The sequence below is a fragment of the Brevibacillus porteri genome (genome assembly GCF_003013475.1).
GTDB classification, from domain to species: Bacteria; Bacillota; Bacilli; order Brevibacillales; family Brevibacillaceae; genus Brevibacillus; species Brevibacillus porteri.
On record NZ_PXZO01000067.1, the window covers coordinates 42,859 to 61,315 of the forward strand.

An 18,457-nucleotide genomic window follows, 5' to 3' on the forward strand; every position below is an offset into this window, starting at 1 on the left:
CGGATCGAAGAGAATGAAGCATATTTTTGCCAGTGCGGCAGAGATATGCTTCATTTTTTTATATCACAAAAACTGTAAGCAAATCTCGTTTTTGCGTCTAATAAGGTACAAACCCATAAAAAGGAGCGTACGAATGGATTCCGATCACCGAATAGAGCGATGGTTCCAGCAATACGGCCATGATATTTACAATTACCTCGCGTATTTTACCGGACGTAGAGATGTCGAGGATTTAGTCCAGGAAGTTTTTACGAAGGCGCTAAGATCCGTATCAAGCTACGAAGGAAGGGCACAGCCCAAGACATGGCTTCTGACCATCGCGCGCCATGCAGCGATTGATTATAGGCGAAAGCAAAAAATGATGGATTGGTTCCCCGAAAACGTCCTCCGACTCCTCACTTCCAAAGAGCGCACACCTGAGAAGGCACTGGTGTTAAAGGAACAATTGCAAGAAGTTTATGAAGCGATGAATCACCTCAAAAGCACGTATCGAGAGGTTCTAATCCTGCGATTGATAGAAGGAGTATCTACAGCAGAGACAGCAGAAATCTTGGGCTGGAGCGAAGCAAAAGTCAGCACGACGCTCCATCGGGCCATAAAAGAATTGCAAAAACAAATGGGCAATAGCAGCAGGGAGGTCAATCTACATGACGTCATCTATTGAAGAAAAAGAGATAAGCACAGTGCTGCAATCGTTTCCGTCGCTTCAGTTGGATGAGGATAAGCGACGTGAAATCGCGAGTCATATCCGTCGAGAAAAGGAGCTGCTCGTACAAATGGAAAGGCGAAAAAAGTATGTCAAGGTCATCGGGGGCGTAGCTGCTTCATTTGCTTTGTTGTTTATCGCTTATCAGTGGATGCCTTCGGAGGTAACCCCATCTGTGCCAAGCGCACAACAGATGAATACAGGGGAGAGTCAAAAGGCACAAGCCGCGGAAACGACATCCCAAGCAGATATGGTTCTGACCCTCGATTCACAAATTCAAGAGTATGTAGAAGAAGCGATACATAAGACCGGCAAGGCCTATCAGCCCCAAAATATGACAGTAATCGTTACCAATCCAAATACCGGAGAAATTCTTGGGATGGGGAATCTGAAAGGACCCAATGACCGGGTTCCACACATAGTCAGGGCGATACCAGATCCTGTGGCCGCATTTCCGATCGTGACGTTGGCGGCTGCTATTGAAGAGGGGAAGTATAAAGATAACGAAACTTACGGGTCCGGAACCTACGAGATTACCCCGGGTAAGTTTATAAAAGACCATAATGGTGGTTATGGCTGGGGACAGATTACGTATTCAGAAGGTATCCAGCGTTCTTCTCAAGTCGCTTTTGCCAAGCTAACTGAACAGATACCAGAGGACTTGTTACAGAAATATTTTGAACGGTTCGGTTTTGGAGCGAAAACGGGCACCGAACAAATTAATGAACAACCAGGAAAGATACCAAATATGAATACTCCTTATGATAAAGCAATGGCAGCTTATGGACTTGCTGGCTCTGCCTCTGCGGTTCAACAAGTAGCTGCTGTCGGGGCCGTTGCCAACGGTGGTGAGTTAATGAAACCACATATGACGAAGGAGGAAAGGAACCACGTTGATAAAGGGCGTCGAGTCATATCAGAAGAAACAGCAAAACAGGTTCGAGAAGTTTTAGAAGCGTTAGTAAACAACAAACCTGGCTCAGATATAGCCTTTTCCATAAAAGAATATGCAGTTGCTGGGCGAACAGGAATCGCAGAGAAACGCGACCACCAAGGAAAAATTATCGAAGGCAAATATACGTATTCGTTTATAGGCTTTGCACCAAGTGATGATCCAAAGCTATTGGTTTACATAGCTGTTGATGACCCGCAGACAGACCTCTGGGTAAAATTATGGGGGCAAGAAATTGTGGCTCCCCCTTTCAAAGAGATTATGGAAAACAGCTTGCAGTATCTCCAGCAACGATAATCAACCCATCCATCAAAAAAGGAAGCATAGCGGCATACCCCTAAAGGTATCCGAATGCTTCCTCTTTTTGTTTTCCCCATCCCTACTTCCTAGCAAAATAAGGCCCACACCATTGGGTTTCATGGGTCTTCACATACGTCCACGTAAAATCCTTATCCACGACATACACATCGTATTCCATTTCCAAGTCCGCGACAGAAAACACCGCAGCATTTTCCAAGATCAACACTTCATTGGAAAGCTGGTAAAACACATAGTACGACTCATGGGCAACTTGCTGAAAGGCTTCATCCGCTTCCTCGCGTTCAAGACAATTCCTCAGCTTATTGCTGAATAAATGCCACAGATACCCCTGGTAGCCGTCTTTATTTTTGAGAAAAATCCTCTCTTTATCTTCTTCGGTCAGATGGCTCGCAAAATGCTTCTCCCATTCTTCCCGTAAGTACGGTCCCCAAATAGACAGCTCTGTTGTCTTCGTGTTCTTCTCCTTCATCCGATCAGCTAGTTTCATTGGGCGCCTCCATGTTGACACAAGATCATTTCTAAGAAAATACGTATGAATGAGTGAGTCGGTCACGTCTCGCCTATTGACAAAGAAAAACGAGGCGCATATTATAATACCCATAGGGGTATATGTATAAAGTTGATCAATCACATTTCTACTCAAAACATAGGAGGTAGACAAAATGTCTGCACAACCGAATTTTACCGCTGATAAAACGTTAGATTGCAAAGGCTTGGCATGTCCAATGCCTGTCGTACGCACAAAAAAAGCGATGGAAGAGATGCTACCGGGTCAAGTGATGGAGGTAAAAGCGACTGATAAAGGCTCAATGGCCGATTTGAAAAGCTGGGCAAACAATACCGGGCATGAATTTCTGGGCACGATTCAGGAGGGGGAAGTATTCAAGCATTTCCTGCGAAAAGCGAGTACCCATGAGGTGAAGGAGGAGACGAACTTCCTACAGACCATTTCCAATGAAGAACTGCAAAAAAGGCTGGAAGCCAACGAGAAGCTGACACTCATTGATGTGCGAGAGCCGGCAGAATACGCTTTTCACCGCATTCCTGTAGCTATTTCAATACCCCTGGGAGTATTGGGGCAGCGCTTGGATGAGCTACAGCTCGATGATGACATCTACATCATCTGCCGATCCGGCAAACGCAGCGACATGGCTTGTCAGTTGCTGGCCGAAAAAGGTTTTACCAAAATCACCAATGTAGTACCGGGTATGTCTGGCTGGAATGGCCCGGCAGAAAAACAATAAGGGGGAGAGAAAGATGATGGAACAACAAACAAGTGTGAAGGCGATGACAGCACACGAGCTAACGCAGCTTCTTTTTGCGCAGGAGGAATTGTTTATTCTCGACGTTCGCAATACGAGCGATTACGAGGCTTGGCAAATAGAAGGGCATCGAGTAGTGAGCATGAACATCCCTTACTTTGATTTGCTGGATGGGGTGGAGGCTGTTCTTGAGAAAATCCCTGTGAAACAGAAGGTGTTGGTCGTCTGTGCAAAAGAGGGCTCTTCCATTTTTGTCGCAGAGATGCTAGCAGAAGCGGGCTTTACGGATGTTTCTTACCTACAAGGAGGAATGAAGGCGTGGAGTGAGCATCTGGAGCCAGTGAAGGTGGGAGACCTCCGTGATGGCGGAGCGATTTATCAGTTTGTCCGCATTGGAAAAGGCTGCTTGTCTTACATGATCGTATCAGGAGGGGAGGCGGCTGTCGTCGATACACTGCGGATGACGGATGTGTACGAAGCATTTGCAGCAAAGCATCAGTGGACGATCAAGCACACCATCGATACTCATCTGCATGCCGACCATATTTCCGGTGGAAAGAAGCTGGCAGATCGGCTCGATGCATCGTATTGGCTCCCAGAAAAAGATGCGGAAGAAGTTACGTATTCCTATCGTAAGCTAGAGGAAGGGCAAGAAATTCAGGTGGGTGCAACCAAAATTGCGATCCTGCCGATCTATTCCCCCGGACATACCATCGGGAGTACGTCACTGATTGTTGATGATACGTATTTTCTCACGGGAGACAGTCTGTTCGTAGCTTCGATCGGACGCCCGGATTTGGCTGGGAAAGCAGAAGATTGGGTGGGAGACCTGCACAACACCTTGTATAATCGATATAAAGAGCTTCCCGAGCATTTAGTCGTGTTGCCTGCTCATTTTGGCAACTACACGGAGCTTGGTCCAATGGGTACCGTATCTGCCCGTTTGGGTGACCTGTATCGCAACAATCCAGGGCTAACGATTGCGGATGAAAGTGAATTCCGGCATATCGTTACGCATCATTTGCCGCCGCAGCCGAATGCGTATCAAGAGATTCGTCAAGTGAATATGGGGAAATTAAAACCGAGCGAAGAGGAACAACAAGAGATGGAAGTAGGGCCAAATCGCTGCGCCATTCACGATAAATAACGAAAAGGTTGTTCAAAAAATCGTCTTTTGATCACGAAGTAGTCCTGAAAAGTCGACTTTTTGAACAGGCATTTATATAACAGGAGGAATGAAAAATGGCGGATATTGTGGTAGATACAAAAGGTCTGGCTTGCCCGATGCCAATCGTCAAAGCAAAAAAAGCCATGGACGGAATGCAATCCGGTCAAACCATGGAAGTACTCTCGACGGACAAAGGCTCTCTGAACGACTTCACTGCTTGGGTCAAGCAAACAGGGAATGAGCTGGTTTCCCATGAGGTTGAGAACGGTGTGTACAAATTTTTAGTGAAAAAGCTGTAAGGAGACAGAAGCGAGCACTTTTGACCGTTTTTGTAGTGCTCGCTTACTCCTGATTTTCATAAACGATACGTACGCCAAGGTGCGTATAGATTTCTTCTTTATAGTGGCCATTGGGGCATTGCTTTTCACTGAACAAGGCATTTTTGTGTGAGCGCAAAGGTTCTTGGCAGGTGGGGCACCGATGCTGAAAAATGGATTTGAAAAAACGGACCATTTAAATCACCTTATTCACAGTTATTTACTTGGAATTGATTTTACTTGAAGATGGTTCATTTGAAAAGAGGGTTGAGCATTCCGATGTGTTAGGTTGAATGCGAGGAGGATATATGGACGTTTTACTGCTTCTGCTCATGGTCTCTCTCGGTTTTGTCGGTTCCTTTTTTTCCGGATTACTCGGGATTGGCGGAGCGATCATCAGCTATCCGATGCTCCTGTTTATACCACCGGCACTAGGCGTGGCGCAGTTTTCTGCCCAGGAAGTTTCGGTGATATCGATGTTTCAAGTATTTTTCGCGTCGCTATCTGGCGTACTGGCTTTCCGCAAAAGAAACGGGAAAAACTCGCCCCTGATTCATAAAGGACTCGTCAGAGATATGGGGGTAAGCATCTTGGCGGGCAGCCTGATTGGTGCGGCTCTCTCCCAATACTTGTCGAATGAAAACATCAATGTGGTGTACGGGATACTGGCGATCATCGCCGTGATTTTGATGCTCGTGAAAAATAGGGGGACAGAAGCGGCAGCAGGGGAGGTCGCATATAACCGCTTCATTGCTGCTGGTGCTGCGTTTGCCGTAGGAATTGTATCCGGGATTGTCGGTGCAGGGGGGGCGTTCATCCTCATTCCGATCATGCTGACCGTGTTGAAAATACCTACGCGGGTGACGATTGCCTCATCTTTGGCTATTGTATTCATCTCCGCAATAGGTGGTGTGATCGGGAAGCTGTCGGGTGGGCAAATTCCGCTCTTGCCCGTTTTGTATACGGTCATCGGAAGTGTTTTGGGTGCACCGATGGGCAGTATGGTCAGCGCCAAGAGCGATGTGAAATATTTGCGCTACGGCCTGATTGTGCTGATCTGTGGAACAGCTATCAAGATTTGGAGTGACATTCTATAAGGAAAGATGCTTTTCGTTGTGAAAGCTTCTTTCGTTTATTTTTATACCTATACAAGTATAAGTATATTGAAGGGGTGTTCTTACATGGAAAAACAAAAAGAAAAAACGACGATTGTGTTGTTCAGCGGTGACTTGGATAAAGCGATTGCAGCCTTTATTATTGCGAACGGAGCTGCGGCCTATGATCATGATGTCACGATTTTCTTCACCTTCTGGGGACTGAATACCATGCGCAAGGACGAGATCGTGAAGGTAGAAAAGGGGTGGCTTGAAAAAGCGTTCGGTTGGATGATGCCAAGAGGCGCCAAGAAGCTCGGACTGTCGAAAATGAATATGATGGGCATGGGGCCAGAGATGATCAAGCATGTCATGAAAAAGCACAATGTCCTGACGCTTCCACAACTCATCGAGCTGGCTCAGGAGCAGGGAGTGAAGCTGGTCGCTTGTACGATGACGATGGACTTGCTCGGTCTCAAACAGGAGGAATTGCTCGACGGAATGGAGTATGCAGGTGTGGCTGCTTATTTGGGGGATGCGACAAAGGCAAAAGTAAATTTATTCATTTAAACAGCACGCGTAGGCAGCTTGCTTGACATTACCTGGATTTCGCATAAGATACCTGTATGTAAGGTAGTTCCAAGATTGATACGTATGCCTTGTCGTGAAACAGGAGGAATTCATATGGATTACAACTACAGTGACGATATCAAAAGACGTTTAAAACGAATCGAAGGACAAGTCCGCGGTGTGCTGAAAATGATGGACGAGCAGAAAAACTGCAAAGACGTAGTAGCGCAGCTCTCCGCTGTTCGCAACGCTTCAGATAAGGCTATTGCCCAGATTGTAGCGGAAAACCTGCAACGCTGTTTGTTAGAAGAGCAGGCTGCTGGAGGAGACACGAGCAAGCTGGTGAAAGAAGCCGTAGAGCTTTTGGTCAAGAGCCGTTAAACCGATTTTGGAGAGGAGCTTCCTATGAGTTTCACTACGATTCTTTTGCTGTTAGCCTACGCGATCATCATTTGGTATTTGGTCTCTCGCTTCCTTCCTGTGAAGGGATTAGAAAATCTCAAAACAGATCAGTTCAAGGAACGGGTCAACCAAAAAAGCAGGGTACTGCTCATCGACGTACGGGAGCCGCACGAATATAAAGCGGGTCACATTCCATCAGCGGTGAACATCCCTTTGTCTCAGCTTGACCATCGTGCAAAAGAAATTTCCAGCAAAAACGATATATTGCTATACTGTCGGAGCGGGATGCGTAGTAAGCAGGCAGCAAAAATTTTAAAGAAACACGGCATTCCACAGATGGCTCATCTGCAAGGCGGGTTCATTACCTGGAATGGTCCGACGAAAAAGAAATAACAGCTAGCACCTGGTGTATGTTTGAATACCTGGGTGCTTTTTTCATGCGATAAAAAACAGGGTTGACATTTTGTTTCGTTGTAACTACAATAATTACAACAAGGCGATGCGGTAAGCGCCTATTCTTTTCGAAAGAGTTGTAACTAATTCGGTTACATCTACAACATACAAAATGGAGGAATATCATCATGAAGATTGCAATTGTAGCAGCAAGCGGTAAAGCAGGTAAGGTAATTATGAAAGAAGCGCTGGATCGTGGCCATCAAGTGACAGCGATTGTGCGTGATGCATCGAAAATCGAGCAAGCCGACGTAGCTGTGATTCAGAAAGATGTGTTTGACCTGACAGCGGCAGATTTGAACAGCTTTGACGTAGTCGTGAATGCCTTTGGGGCACCAGCAGGTCAAGAACATCTGCACGTAGAATCAGGGAAGGCTTTGATTGAAGCGTTGAAGGGTGCTTCTTCTACACGTTTGCTCGTTGTAGGTGGTGCAGGCAGTCTGTTTGTAGACGAGGCCAAGACACTGCGCCTCGTAGAAACTCCTGATTTCCCTAAGGCTTACTTGGCAACTGCGCAAAAGCATGGAGAGTACTTGCGTGTATTGGAAGAGTCAAACGGCATTCAATGGACGTATATCAGTCCATCTGCCTTTTTTGACCCAGCAGGGGAGAGAACAGGCGCGTACCGACTCGGAAAAGACCATCTGTTAGTGAACGCTAGCGGACAGAGCTATGTGAGCTATGCCGATTATGCTGTAGCTATGCTCGATGAAATCGAAAATCCGAAGCATCGCAATGAGCGCTTCACAGTAGGCTCCTAATCTCGATTGGAATTAGGCTCCTTAACAAAAAGACCAGCTTCCTACAAAAGGATAGCTGGTCTTTGTTGTGTATCGAGATTATCTGCCAATCCCACCGACGAATGGGTAGGAAAACGGGCGTCCATTTAAGGAATAAATGATACCTTTGATCGGGTAGTAGATCGCCATCAGTCCAAACACAATCAGGAACGGAATCCCAATCAACAAGAAAGTGAAGAACCAAGAAATAGCGATGAGCACTGTCATAATGATGTGGAAAAACAAAGCTTGCAGCGCCATATTTTTGGCGTCACGATTTTGTACGAGCAGCCAGACAAGAATGGGTACAAGGATCGGTGCAAAAAATGTGCTAGCGTGCGTTATGACTTTTACACCTTTATAATCCATAAATAAGTCCTCCTTGATTAGATGTAAAACTTGATCTACTGTCATTGTAACGTATGGATATCACTCAAAAAAACCATCATAAGCGTGATTATTTGATCCGACTATAGACGGAGGAATTTTTATTTCCATTCGTTTACTGTTATAGTAGTAAGAAAATCTTTCGTTTTTGGTAGATAATTCGTAATGTTTTTTGGATATGATAAATGGATAAGCAAGAACTGAGAAGGGAGCATATAGACATGATGATCGATTGTCATCATCCGTCCAGCATGAAGGATCGGATGATGTTCTTCTATAATTTTTTGCGGTCACCTGGCCAAGTAGGCAGTATTACTCCTAGCTCCCGTGCGCTTTGTAAACAAATGGTTGCGCCCATCGACTGGGAGCACGCACATACAATTGTGGAATTAGGAGCGGGAACGGGGATTTTTACGAAGTGGATCGAGCAAAAGAAAAAACCGGAAGCCGTACTGGTATCTTTTGAAAAGGAGACCAAGATGCGCAAAAGGTTGGAACCACTATTTCCTGATGTACGATTCCACGAAGATGCGGTAGATTTGAATCGGGTTCTTTCGGACGCGGGATTGGGCAAAGCCGACTGTATTTTGTCAGGACTGCCATTTGCCAACTTCCCACAAGAGCTGCGTGATCAAATTATGGATCAGGTATATCATGCACTAAAACCAGGCGGAGTATTTGTCGCCTTTCAATATTCGCTGCAAATGAAAAAGCAGCTTTCCTCTGTATTTGAGCAAGTATCGGTGAAGATGGTTCCATTGAATCTGCCACCTGCCTTTGTCTACATTTGCCGGAAGGATGATAGCAAGGGTGTCGGCTAGGAGGATTTTTACATGATTGTCGATATGCTGTCCGAGTCTGTGGGTCAGTTTGGCTATTTTGCTCTTTTCTTTATGTTATGGCTAGGGATTGTTGGTATGCCGATTCCTGACGAGGTGATCGTGCTGTCTGCAGGAGTGCTGACCTCGATGGGACTTCTGCATGTTGTTCCTGCATTTATTGCGACCTATTTGGGTGTCGTGTCTGGGCTGTCATTGGGATATGTGCTAGGGAGATGGCTAGGTGCACCTGCACTGAACTGGATTAGTCGCAAAAAAGGAATGAACAAGTACGTAGATCAAGCGCAGTCGCTGCTCGATCGTTACGGAAGCTACGCTCTATGTATCAGCTATTTCTTTCCTGTCGTTAGGCATGTGGTTCCTTACTTGGTCGGGATCGGGAAAATGACGTTTCCACGGTACGCCCTGTTTTCGTACACAACCGGCTTTGTATGGACGTTGATCTTGTTTTTGCTTGGTCATTTCATGGGAAATAAGGTGGAGATGCTTACTTCTTATGTGGCCTTGTTGAATAATCGAACCGTGATTTTCTCTGTCTTAGGTGTACTGGTTCTCATTGCTGCTGCTTATTATGGGTTTACTGTTTGGAAAAAACAAAAAAGCATCGCAGCTGCACCACAGCCTCTGATGATCGATCGTGATCGGCAAGAGTAATCTGAATGTAATCATAACGAACCCTCTGCGTGAAGCAGAGGTTTTTTGCTTTTTATCATAAAAAAACCCGTCCGTATGTGCGGCAGTGGCACAATGGATGGGCTTTGGACAACGATTATGAGGTAGCCTTGTTTCTTCGAATGTTTCGCTGGCGCAGCCATTCCGGCAAGATGATTCCGAGTAAAATGATCACGACACCGCTCACTTGGAGTAGAGAGACAGATTCATTCAGAATGACATAGGAGGAGAGCACAGCCATAGGTAGCTCAGCTGCTCCTAATATAGCTCCCATCCCCGGCCCTATGTGAGGCATACCATAATTGAAAAAAACGGTCGGGATAAAAATACCGAAGAAGGCGAGCAAAAATACGTATGGAAACAACCCGTCCAATAATGCTCCGTTGAATAGAAAAGCGGGTGGGTAAATCAGGCTGGCCAACAGAAAAGAGCCAGTCGCCATGCTGGAACTACGAATCCACGGATTAATGGCAATGGCGATTTTTCCGCTGAACAAAATAAACAATGTAAAAGAAACGGCTGAGAAAAGACCGAAGACGACACCAAGGATATGAAATTGGGCCAATCCGCCGCTCTCAAAAATTCCTCCTGAAAGAAGGGTTCCTGTCAGCAGCAATAGGAGGGAAAAAATCGTCTCCTTCCCAGGCATTCGGCGAGTCATCACAGCTTCAACCAGTACGCCCATCCATGTGAACTGAAACAAAAGGACGATGGCGATCGAGGCAGGGATATATTGCAGGGCATTGTAGTACATAATTCCCGTGGAGCCGACAGACAGACCTACGGCTACCAATAAAAACAACGGGCGGAGGGGAGGCTTGGTCCGCAGGAAGAAAAGAGCGGGTATCCAGGTCAGCACAAAACCCAAAAACATTTGCCCACCAATTACTTCTGCGGGCGAATAGCCTTGCTTGTAGGCAAGCTTTACGATGGTTGATAGTATGCCGTAACTACATGCTCCGAGAAAAACCAGGAGGATGTATCTCATCTGATGCATCTCCTCACATACGATAATAATTCTTAGCTAGGATATTACGACAGCGTCCGTTTGTCTATGGATGAAGAAGATTCCATTTTTAGTTCGAACAAAGGTTTATGTTTGATCCCAGCGGGAAATAGTGAAATGACACTATGTAATCGTACCCACTACAAATGGAGTAGCTATAGGTTTGGAACAGCTCAGAAAAAAGGGGGAGGCTCGTGTACCTGAAGTGGAGGGATCGATTATTTTCCACATTTTTATTGTTGATTCTTGGCCCTACTATTCTTATTTGCTTCCTTTTTTATGAAGAAGCCGAAGAGGCAGTATTTGTACTATACGAGACGAACATGGATGCGAATATAGGGCTCGTCGATGAACGGCTTTTGTCCCTTTTTCAGTCTATCCAAAAGGATACCGATGAATTGGCGAATAGACTGACCAGGCGAATAACAGGGGAACCATCTTTTGTCGAAGGGAAAAAGATTGGCTTTAGGCGTGAATGGACATCGAAGGAACAAGCCGTCCAAAATCTATTTGAGCGTTTCTCCCGTAACCAAAATGTGGTAGGAAATATTGTTTTTCTCGGTGAGGATGGAAGAGTTTTCTCCTTACACGAAGATAAGAGCTGGAGTACAGATAATCAATCTCTGGAACGCGAGCAATGGGGAACCGGAGAAAACAGAGTGAATTTTCTTACCAAAAGGGAGCAAGAGGGGCGGCCAAAATCATTTTTTCTCGAGAAGCGCCTGGAGAGTTCGAATCCAAAAGCTACGGGACTTTTATTAGTGGAAATCAATCTGGATAAACTGACTGACTGGATCCGTACCTATGTGGTTCCAAAAGAGTATGGCATGATGGTCCTTTCCCCCTCCCGAACCATTATGATTCACACCGATAAAGCTATGATTGGAAATCATGTTTCGGAGCTTCCTCATTATGAAATGGCACGCAGTCAGTGGGAACAATCCAATGAAAATGGACTCTTTTCGTTGCTCATCCAAGGCAAGGACATTTACATATACCGTCAAGTATCAGAAAAAAGCGGTGGTGCTTATTTTGAATGGTTGCCGAGAGAGGGGATAAACGAACGATTACAACGATTGAACCTCATCTTTTGTTTCACCCTTTTTATTGTTGTTTTATTTGCCTGTTATGTGGCTCATCGTTTATCAAAATGGATTGGTGAGCCGATCTATAGCTTGGTATCCGCCACGGACTCCTTGTTGAAAGGTGATTTTTCCATACGCGTCCCGATACAGGGGATGAAAGAAATAACGTTACTGGAGAATAAGTTCAACACGATGGCAGAACAGATGCATGCGTTAATTACTCGAGAGCGGGAGTATTCCCAACAGAGCTTGGATCAAATCGTTCGCAGCTTTTATTTAGCCGTAGAAATGAAGGACCCTTATACAGCAGGACATACAGAACGAGTTACGCACTATGCCCTTATCATTTACGATTATTTACAGCAACAGGAGCAGCTTGCTTTTTCACGAGATGATTTACGTTATGCTGGCTTAATGCATGATATCGGAAAAGTAGCCATTCCTGATCACGTCCTTTTAAAAACAGGAAAGCTATCACCTGACGAGTATGAATGCATGAAAACTCATTCCATCATCAGTGGAGAAATTGTGGAGCAGATAGAAAATCTGTCACATATCAGTCCAGGGGTAAGGCATCATCATGAGCGCTGGGATGGAAAAGGTTACCCTGATCAGCTCAAAGGGGGAGAAATTCCACTGATTGGCCGTATTCTGGCCGTAGCAGATACATTTGATGCCATGACCTCTACGCGTTCCTATCGCAAAGCTATGTCAGCAGAAGAGGCATACGAAGAAATTCTGCGATGTGAAGGAACTCAGTTCGACCCCTCCATTGTTTCGATTTTTAAGAAGGCTTTTGAAGATGGAGCTATTCAGATTACACAATCGGCGGATTGTAAGGGAAGAGTTAGTAAGGATAGAGAGATTTCCTAGCACTGGATAGGTTTACTCCTTGCTATCGGTTACTAACTTTGGTATTCTAGTTCTACCGTGCTAGACGGGGAGGTTGCGGTGCCCTGTAACCTGCAATCCGCAATAGCAGGGTTGAATTCCTATCCTAGGTTTTCTTATGTGAGGCTGCCTTATGGCGGCGGTGTTGAGGAGCGGGTCCTGTGCAACGCGAACCCATGAACCTGGTCAGGTCCGGAAGGAAGCAGCCATAAGTGGATCATCGCGTGTGCCGCAGGGTAGCCTGCTCTGAGCTGCTACCATAAGTAACGCTCGGATAAGGATTATCGAAGATAGGTGCACGGTACTTATCACGCATGTACAGATAGCATGTTTCCGAAGGGAAGCATGCTATTTTTATTTTGCGATCCAATTATTTTTTGTTGGAAATTGACGATAACTAGCGAAACATTTCCGTACTTTTCAAGTGGATAGAATGAAGGTTTTATAAGTATTTTCACGAATTTTCATAATAGGCGGAAAGGATTTGGTTTCTTTCCTTTCAAAATACGTCATAGGCCAGGAGGGACAAGCTATGAGTGCTCTTTCTTCGTTACATCTCGTTGGCTCGTCCGGTCGATTGCAGCGGTTCATGCATCAACTGCCTACTGCCGTTTTATTGGTAAATCAAGCGGGTAGTATCGTGGAGGTCAACGAACAACTGCTTCGTGTAACCGGATATTCACGCGATCAACTTATTAATCAACCTATCAGCTCTCTTCTTCCCCATCGAGGCTCCATGGAGCACCTGTATGAGGAATATTTGCGAAAGGAAGAAGAAGTGGGAACCAAAGGCGAGGTCGAACTGGAATGGTGTAATAAACAGGGGGGATACAGGAGCACATCTGTCATGATCATGGCACAGCAAGCAGAAGAACTTCTGTACATGATCTATTTTCCCCAACTCGCAAAAGAAAGCGACCAGCTTTTGTCGCAACGATTGCTGACCAAACTGACCTATGATACAAGCATGGGCTTGTTTATCCTCGACGAGAAATCGATCATTATCGAAGCCAGTCAGACGGCGTGCAAGCTACTGGGTATGGAGAGACTGGACGTCATCAATAAACACGTTGATCAAGTATTTAGCGGCATCCCCGAACCGCATCGGTTCATTAAAAAAGAACTGTTGGAAGGCGTAAAGCTGCAAAATGTCGCGACTTCCTGGACCAATGACAACCAACGCTATGAGCTGATTGTCGACGCAAATACGCTCCAAGACGAGTCAGGGAAAACAGTAGGGGCGTTTATTCTATTCAAAGACATAACAAACCTGCGATCCTTCGCCCAAAAGCTCGAGCGGAATGAACGCTTGGCGATGATCGGGCAAATTGCTGCTGGTACAGCACACGAGATACGCAATCCGCTTACCTCAATCAAAGGATTTCTGCAAATGTTCCTCAGGTTATTCGGTGACAGCGGCATGGACAGGGAGAAAACGTACACCGAAATCATGCTCACCGAAATCAATCGCATCAATTCTTTAGTCAGTGAATTCCTACTATTGAGCAAGCCGCGTAATATTCAATATTCTATGGTCGACTTAAATACTGTTTTTGAGGAAATTTTGCCGATCGTCGAGTCACAGGCAAATCTGTACGGAATTGATGTCCAGTTTGCCTCTCGGGGTAAGCTTCCGATGGTCGTAGGGGATACCGAGCTATTGAAGCAAGTGTTCATTAATATCTGCAAAAATGGAATAGAAGCAATGGGAGAGCAAGGGTCGCTTCGGATTTCCCATCATTTCGATCGGGATGGCGACAAAGTGAGTATCGATATTCACGATACAGGTCCGGGTATCCCGCTTTACATTATTGATAAGATTTTTGATCCGTTTTTTACGACAAAAGAGGAAGGGACAGGGCTCGGATTGTCTGTCTGCCAAAAAATCATTCACGATATTGGCGGTCAAATCCGTGTCTCCTCCAAAGGGTTTGGGACGACCTTCCATATCATGCTGCCGTATTAGGAGTAGAATGCGTCCCGCACAATTGTGAACGGGGCGTTTTTCTGTGAGACATGTCCGTTCACTTTGTACGAACGGTGGCAATCGTGTATACTGAATAGGATATAGAAGAGGACTGTGCAGATGGGGAGTGTCACACGAACATGGCTTATACCGCGCTATACCGCGTATACCGACCGCAGACTTTTCAAGACGTAGTCGGACAAGAGCATGTTACGACAACCTTGCGTAATGCTTTACGCGAAAATAGGCTGTCCCATGCCTATTTATTCAACGGTCCCCGAGGTACGGGAAAAACAAGTGCAGCCAAAATTATGGCGAAAGCAGTGAACTGCGAGCAGCCCATAGATGGCGAACCATGCAATCAATGCGATACATGTAGAGCCATCTCCAACGGTTCTGTAACGGATGTGCTGGAAATCGACGCGGCATCCAACCGTGGTGTTGAAGAGATCCGCGACATTCGCGACAAAGTGAAATTTGCCCCGAGCGACGTCAGGTATAAAGTGTACATCATCGATGAGGTGCATATGCTGACGACAGAGGCATTTAACGCTTTGTTAAAAACCCTCGAAGAGCCGCCGTCCCACGTCATTTTTATTTTGGCGACAACAGAGCCGCACAAGCTGCCAGCGACGATTATCTCTCGTTGCCAGCGCTTTGATTTTCACCGAATTCCACTGAGAGTGATGGTCGATCTTTTGCAAAAGATTTGTCAATCACAAGGGGTGCAGGTGGAGGAGCAGGCCCTGCAGCTCGTAGCGAAGATGGCTGAAGGTGGAGCCCGTGATGCTCTTAGCTTGTTGGACCAAGCGATTAGCTATAGCAAGGACGAGGTTCGTGCTAGTGATATTATGCAGATTACGGGCACAGTTGCCCAATCTTACTTTTCTGTGCTTGCGCGACATATTGCCGAAAACGATGTTGCACAGGTCATGGAGCAATTTGATAAAGTCATGGTGCAAGGGAAGGACCCGGAGCAATTCCTGCACGATTTCCTCTACTATTACCGCGATATGCTGTTATTGAAGACAGCGCCGCAGTTGGAAGAGATTGTCGAGCGGACCATGATTGATGATCAGTTTGCAGAGGTTGCAAAGCTGTACTCGTTTCCGGTGCTTTACGCAGCGATTGAGACCTGCAATCAGGCTTTGTCGCAATTAAAATGGTCGACCTATGCGAGGGTGTTGGTTGAACTGACCCTCGCCAAAATGTGCCAGCCTAATGCGACGGAATCTATGGGAGCCTCACCCGTTAACAGCGAGGAACTGACCGCGATGTCCAATCGCATCCGCATTTTGGAAGAGCGTTTGGTTCAAGTGATGCAAGGTCAGGTGAGCATTCCCGGCCAACAAAAGGCCGAAGAAACGCGCAAGAACGAGCCAAGGCGTATAGCCGCCGCTTCTGGTGGTTCACGAACCCCGATGAATAGAGTCAGGGAAGTCGCGAAGGCCATGGATGAGAATTTGGCGAGACAGGTGCGCGGGCAGTGGAGTCAAATTTTGACCGAACTGAAAAAGATCAAGATCCAGTACCAGGCTTGGCTAGTCAATGGTCAACCGGTAGCTGCTGGCAATGAAGCTGTTGTCGTAACCTTCAACAGTGCCATCCATTGCGATAAGACGATGGAGGCAGAGCTTCGGAGCGTGATCGAGCGCGTTATGTCTACGGTGCTGGGTAAGCCCCTGCAGCTCTTGTCTGTCATGGAGGAAGAGTGGCAAAGTGTAGACCAGCAGGTTGGTCAAAAAGACGCTTCTGATGAGCCAGAAGAGGACCCGTTTTTGGCGGAAGCCATCAAGCTCGTCGGAGAAGGTCTTGTTGAAGTCAAAGACTAAATCATACACTCATAACCATTTAGGGAGGATACCTCAATGAAAAACATGCAGCAAATGCAACAAATGATGAAGCAAGTGAAAAAAATGCAGGAAGATATGCAAAAAGCGCAAGAAGGCTTGAAAGAGAGAATCGTGGAAGGCTCTGCTGGTGGCGGTGCTATCACTGTGAAAATCGATGGACATAAGCAAATCAAAGACATCGTGATCAAGCCAGAAGTAGTAGACCCTGAAGATGTAGAAATGCTGCAAGACCTGGTGCTAACTGCTGTGAACGATGCACTGCGCAAAGCAGATGAAATGGTAGGTAAGGAAATGGGCAAATTTACCGGAGGCATGAACATCCCAGGCCTGTTCTAAAAATTGGGCAGGAAAAGAGGAGTAGGCGATGTTTTATCCAGAACCGGTCTCAAAGCTCATTGATGGTTTTATGAAGTTGCCCGGCATTGGTCCAAAAACCGCTGGGCGGCTTGCCTTTTTTGTGCTCAATATGAAAGAGGACGACGTGCTTGATCTGGCAAAAGCATTGGTCAATGCCAAGCGTCAGCTTCATTACTGCTCGGTCTGCAACAATATTACCGATCTCGATCCATGCCATATTTGTCGGGACAAACGTCGTGACGGCTCAGTCATCTGTGTGGTGCAAGAGCCGCGAGACGTGGTAGCGATGGAGAAGACGAGAGAGTTTGAAGGGTATTATCACGTTTTACACGGGGCGATTTCTCCTATGGATGGGATCGGTCCGGAGGATATTCGCATTCCCGACCTGTTGAAGCGCCTCGGTGACGAGCAGGTGAAGGAAGTCATTTTGGCGACCAATCCGAATATCGAAGGGGAAGCGACAGCGATGTACATTTCCCGGCTGATTAAACCTTTTGGCATTCGCGTGACGCGTATCGCGCACGGCTTGCCAGTCGGTGGAGATTTGGAGTACGCCGATGAAGTCACGCTGACCAAAGCATTGGAAGGCAGACGCGACCTGTAAGGAAATTTAAAAAGTCGTCCTTTGATCACGATGTAGTTTAAGCTGATCATTCGACATCGAAATTGGCGTTCACCTTCGAAGTCCGGTGCTCATGTAGGTCCCCTACACTCCGCTCCTCCTTCTTCAGGTTCTCGCCACTTTCTCGGTGCTGAAAGGACGACTTTTTAAATATCACCCTAGAGAATCAATACGAACGATATAGATTAAAAAAAGAAGACGGGGGCTGCCTGTCTTTTTTTCGTTTCGAGAGGAGGATGCAGTATGCCGGTTATTCGTATGGAGTTTTTGATAGATGCTCCGCGACAGGACTGCTTCGATGCTGCCAGAAGCATTGATTTGCATATGGAATCGACCGCCAGCACAAAGGAGAAAGCGATTGGGGGAGTAACGAGCGGACTGATAAACCTGGGGGAGACGGTTACCTGGGAAGCCATTCACTTCGGTATCAAGCAGAATTTGACGGTGAAAATCACAGAGATGGAGGAACCGCGCTATTTCGTGGATGAGATGGTTTCTGGCGCATTCAAACGGTTTCATCACACGCATGAGTTCATTCCGATAACGGAGAATCAGACGAGGATGATCGATATTTTTGACTACACATCTCCGCTGGGTATTTTGGGGAAGCTCGCGGATTGGTTGTTCTTGGAGGCGTATATGACGCGGTTTTTGCGGACGCGCAATGAATATCTCAAGCAAGTAGCAGAAGCACAGATAAAAGCTTTGCAATCCTGATAGAAATGCCGGACTTTTTTGAATGGACGAGACATACA

At 46.2% G+C, this 18,457-nt stretch carries 21 protein-coding genes and 1 other RNA gene; 19 read left to right on the forward strand and 3 right to left on the reverse strand.

Going from position 1 to position 18,457, the window contains the following annotated elements:
* Positions 1–133 precede the first annotated feature (133 nt).
* Both C7R92_RS29370 and C7R92_RS29375 read left to right on the forward strand, forming a co-directional pair.
* Positions 134–664 (forward strand): RNA polymerase sigma factor, encoded by a 531-nt coding sequence (locus tag C7R92_RS29370; protein WP_106836600.1) that lies wholly within the window; start codon positions 134–136, stop codon positions 662–664.
* A complete protein-coding gene (locus C7R92_RS29375; protein ID WP_106836601.1) occupies positions 648–1,955 on the forward strand; it encodes a peptidoglycan D,D-transpeptidase FtsI family protein in 1,308 nt (435 codons plus the stop codon). Before C7R92_RS29370 ends, C7R92_RS29375 begins: the two co-directional genes overlap by 17 nt.
* A gap of 82 nt (positions 1,956–2,037) precedes the next feature.
* On the opposite strand, the gene C7R92_RS29380 is transcribed toward C7R92_RS29375, so the two are convergent.
* Positions 2,038–2,466 (reverse strand): DUF4275 family protein, encoded by a 429-nt coding sequence (locus C7R92_RS29380; protein WP_106836602.1) that lies wholly within the window; start codon positions 2,464–2,466, stop codon positions 2,038–2,040.
* 175 nt (positions 2,467–2,641) lie between these two features.
* On the opposite strand from C7R92_RS29380, the gene C7R92_RS29385 reads away from it, so the two are divergent.
* The 8 genes from C7R92_RS29385 to C7R92_RS29420 all read left to right on the forward strand — a co-directional run bounded on the left by C7R92_RS29385 (position 2,642) and on the right by C7R92_RS29420 (position 8,006).
* A complete protein-coding gene (locus C7R92_RS29385) occupies positions 2,642–3,223 on the forward strand; it encodes a sulfurtransferase TusA family protein (protein WP_106836603.1) in 582 nt (193 codons plus the stop codon).
* A 13-nt stretch (positions 3,224–3,236) separates the two neighbouring features.
* Complete coding sequence (locus C7R92_RS29390) at positions 3,237–4,388, forward strand: MBL fold metallo-hydrolase (protein WP_106836604.1); 1,152 nt, start codon at positions 3,237–3,239, stop codon at positions 4,386–4,388.
* Between the two features lie 95 nt (positions 4,389–4,483).
* Positions 4,484–4,708 (forward strand): sulfurtransferase TusA family protein, encoded by a 225-nt coding sequence (locus C7R92_RS29395; RefSeq protein WP_007719853.1) that lies wholly within the window; start codon positions 4,484–4,486, stop codon positions 4,706–4,708.
* Positions 4,709–5,034: 326 nt separating this feature from the next.
* The gene (locus C7R92_RS29400) at positions 5,035–5,823 is read left to right on the forward strand and encodes a sulfite exporter TauE/SafE family protein (protein WP_106836605.1); all 789 of its coding nucleotides are present in this window, start codon (positions 5,035–5,037) and stop codon (positions 5,821–5,823) included.
* Between the two features lie 84 nt (positions 5,824–5,907).
* Complete coding sequence (locus tag C7R92_RS29405) at positions 5,908–6,390, forward strand: DsrE/DsrF/DrsH-like family protein (RefSeq protein WP_106836606.1); 483 nt, start codon at positions 5,908–5,910, stop codon at positions 6,388–6,390.
* Positions 6,391–6,504: 114 nt separating this feature from the next.
* Positions 6,505–6,771 carry a metal-sensitive transcriptional regulator gene (locus C7R92_RS29410; RefSeq protein WP_012683835.1) on the forward strand — a complete coding sequence of 89 codons (267 nt, stop codon included), beginning with the start codon at positions 6,505–6,507 and terminating at the stop codon, positions 6,769–6,771.
* Positions 6,772–6,795: 24 nt separating this feature from the next.
* Entirely contained in the window at positions 6,796–7,185 is a 390-nt protein-coding gene (locus C7R92_RS29415) for a rhodanese-like domain-containing protein (RefSeq protein ID WP_106836607.1), read from the forward strand.
* 188 nt (positions 7,186–7,373) lie between these two features.
* Complete coding sequence (locus C7R92_RS29420; RefSeq protein WP_069852525.1) at positions 7,374–8,006, forward strand: NAD(P)-dependent oxidoreductase; 633 nt, start codon at positions 7,374–7,376, stop codon at positions 8,004–8,006.
* 78 nt (positions 8,007–8,084) lie between these two features.
* Here C7R92_RS29420 and C7R92_RS29425 read toward each other — a convergent pair whose 3' ends face one another.
* Positions 8,085–8,393, reverse strand: coding sequence for a DUF4870 domain-containing protein (locus tag C7R92_RS29425; RefSeq protein WP_069852527.1), 309 nt, complete (start codon positions 8,391–8,393; stop codon positions 8,085–8,087).
* 239 nt (positions 8,394–8,632) lie between these two features.
* Between C7R92_RS29425 and C7R92_RS29430 the strand changes: the two genes are divergently transcribed.
* Together C7R92_RS29430 and C7R92_RS29435 are read left to right on the forward strand one after the other, a co-directional pair.
* Positions 8,633–9,232 carry a class I SAM-dependent methyltransferase gene (locus C7R92_RS29430; protein WP_017246909.1) on the forward strand — a complete coding sequence of 200 codons (600 nt, stop codon included), beginning with the start codon at positions 8,633–8,635 and terminating at the stop codon, positions 9,230–9,232.
* Between the two features lie 12 nt (positions 9,233–9,244).
* On the forward strand, positions 9,245–9,904 hold the full coding sequence (locus tag C7R92_RS29435) for a DedA family protein (protein ID WP_106836608.1): 660 nt from the start codon (positions 9,245–9,247) through the stop codon (positions 9,902–9,904).
* Positions 9,905–10,019: 115 nt separating this feature from the next.
* Here C7R92_RS29435 and C7R92_RS29440 read toward each other — a convergent pair whose 3' ends face one another.
* Positions 10,020–10,910, reverse strand: a complete 891-nt coding sequence (locus tag C7R92_RS29440; protein ID WP_106836609.1) for an EamA family transporter — start codon at positions 10,908–10,910, stop codon at positions 10,020–10,022.
* Between the two features lie 212 nt (positions 10,911–11,122).
* Between C7R92_RS29440 and C7R92_RS29445 the strand changes: the two genes are divergently transcribed.
* The 7 genes from C7R92_RS29445 to C7R92_RS29475 all read left to right on the forward strand — a co-directional run bounded on the left by C7R92_RS29445 (position 11,123) and on the right by C7R92_RS29475 (position 18,419).
* Positions 11,123–12,886: an HD domain-containing phosphohydrolase gene (locus tag C7R92_RS29445; RefSeq protein ID WP_106836610.1), complete on the forward strand. Its 1,764-nt coding sequence runs from the start codon at positions 11,123–11,125 to the stop codon at positions 12,884–12,886.
* Positions 12,887–12,941: 55 nt separating this feature from the next.
* Positions 12,942–13,206: signal recognition particle sRNA large type (ffs, locus tag C7R92_RS29450), an RNA gene on the forward strand.
* A gap of 230 nt (positions 13,207–13,436) precedes the next feature.
* On the forward strand, positions 13,437–14,870 hold the full coding sequence (locus tag C7R92_RS29455; RefSeq protein ID WP_106836611.1) for a PAS domain-containing sensor histidine kinase: 1,434 nt from the start codon (positions 13,437–13,439) through the stop codon (positions 14,868–14,870).
* A 140-nt stretch (positions 14,871–15,010) separates the two neighbouring features.
* A complete protein-coding gene (dnaX, locus tag C7R92_RS29460; protein WP_106836612.1) occupies positions 15,011–16,702 on the forward strand; it encodes a DNA polymerase III subunit gamma/tau in 1,692 nt (563 codons plus the stop codon).
* Positions 16,703–16,747: 45 nt separating this feature from the next.
* On the forward strand, positions 16,748–17,059 hold the full coding sequence (locus C7R92_RS29465) for a YbaB/EbfC family nucleoid-associated protein (protein ID WP_026042919.1): 312 nt from the start codon (positions 16,748–16,750) through the stop codon (positions 17,057–17,059).
* Between the two features lie 28 nt (positions 17,060–17,087).
* Positions 17,088–17,684: a recombination mediator RecR gene (gene recR / locus C7R92_RS29470; protein ID WP_017246916.1), complete on the forward strand. Its 597-nt coding sequence runs from the start codon at positions 17,088–17,090 to the stop codon at positions 17,682–17,684.
* Positions 17,685–17,945: 261 nt separating this feature from the next.
* Entirely contained in the window at positions 17,946–18,419 is a 474-nt protein-coding gene (locus C7R92_RS29475; protein WP_106836613.1) for an SRPBCC family protein, read from the forward strand.
* Positions 18,420–18,457: the final 38 nt, after the last annotated feature.

Excerpts from the sequence above, each read along its gene's own strand:
- C7R92_RS29370 (WP_106836600.1), top strand. The coding sequence starts at position 134 with ATGGATTCCGATCACCGAATAGAGCGATGGTTCCAGCAATACGGCCAT.
- C7R92_RS29375 (WP_106836601.1), top strand. The coding sequence starts at position 648 with ATGACGTCATCTATTGAAGAAAAAGAGATAAGCACAGTGCTGCAATCG.
- C7R92_RS29380 (WP_106836602.1), bottom strand. The coding sequence starts at position 2,466 with ATGAAACTAGCTGATCGGATGAAGGAGAAGAACACGAAGACAACAGAG.
- C7R92_RS29385 (WP_106836603.1), top strand. The coding sequence starts at position 2,642 with ATGTCTGCACAACCGAATTTTACCGCTGATAAAACGTTAGATTGCAAA.
- C7R92_RS29390 (WP_106836604.1), top strand. The coding sequence starts at position 3,237 with ATGATGGAACAACAAACAAGTGTGAAGGCGATGACAGCACACGAGCTA.
- C7R92_RS29395 (WP_007719853.1), top strand. The coding sequence starts at position 4,484 with ATGGCGGATATTGTGGTAGATACAAAAGGTCTGGCTTGCCCGATGCCA.
- C7R92_RS29400 (WP_106836605.1), top strand. The coding sequence starts at position 5,035 with ATGGACGTTTTACTGCTTCTGCTCATGGTCTCTCTCGGTTTTGTCGGT.
- C7R92_RS29405 (WP_106836606.1), top strand. The coding sequence starts at position 5,908 with ATGGAAAAACAAAAAGAAAAAACGACGATTGTGTTGTTCAGCGGTGAC.
- C7R92_RS29410 (WP_012683835.1), top strand. The coding sequence starts at position 6,505 with ATGGATTACAACTACAGTGACGATATCAAAAGACGTTTAAAACGAATC.
- C7R92_RS29415 (WP_106836607.1), top strand. The coding sequence starts at position 6,796 with ATGAGTTTCACTACGATTCTTTTGCTGTTAGCCTACGCGATCATCATT.
- C7R92_RS29420 (WP_069852525.1), top strand. The coding sequence starts at position 7,374 with ATGAAGATTGCAATTGTAGCAGCAAGCGGTAAAGCAGGTAAGGTAATT.
- C7R92_RS29425 (WP_069852527.1), bottom strand. The coding sequence starts at position 8,393 with ATGGATTATAAAGGTGTAAAAGTCATAACGCACGCTAGCACATTTTTT.
- C7R92_RS29430 (WP_017246909.1), top strand. The coding sequence starts at position 8,633 with ATGATGATCGATTGTCATCATCCGTCCAGCATGAAGGATCGGATGATG.
- C7R92_RS29435 (WP_106836608.1), top strand. The coding sequence starts at position 9,245 with ATGATTGTCGATATGCTGTCCGAGTCTGTGGGTCAGTTTGGCTATTTT.
- C7R92_RS29440 (WP_106836609.1), bottom strand. The coding sequence starts at position 10,910 with ATGAGATACATCCTCCTGGTTTTTCTCGGAGCATGTAGTTACGGCATA.
- C7R92_RS29455 (WP_106836611.1), top strand. The coding sequence starts at position 13,437 with ATGAGTGCTCTTTCTTCGTTACATCTCGTTGGCTCGTCCGGTCGATTG.
- dnaX (WP_106836612.1), top strand. The coding sequence starts at position 15,011 with ATGGCTTATACCGCGCTATACCGCGTATACCGACCGCAGACTTTTCAA.
- C7R92_RS29465 (WP_026042919.1), top strand. The coding sequence starts at position 16,748 with ATGCAGCAAATGCAACAAATGATGAAGCAAGTGAAAAAAATGCAGGAA.
- recR (WP_017246916.1), top strand. The coding sequence starts at position 17,088 with ATGTTTTATCCAGAACCGGTCTCAAAGCTCATTGATGGTTTTATGAAG.
- C7R92_RS29475 (WP_106836613.1), top strand. The coding sequence starts at position 17,946 with ATGCCGGTTATTCGTATGGAGTTTTTGATAGATGCTCCGCGACAGGAC.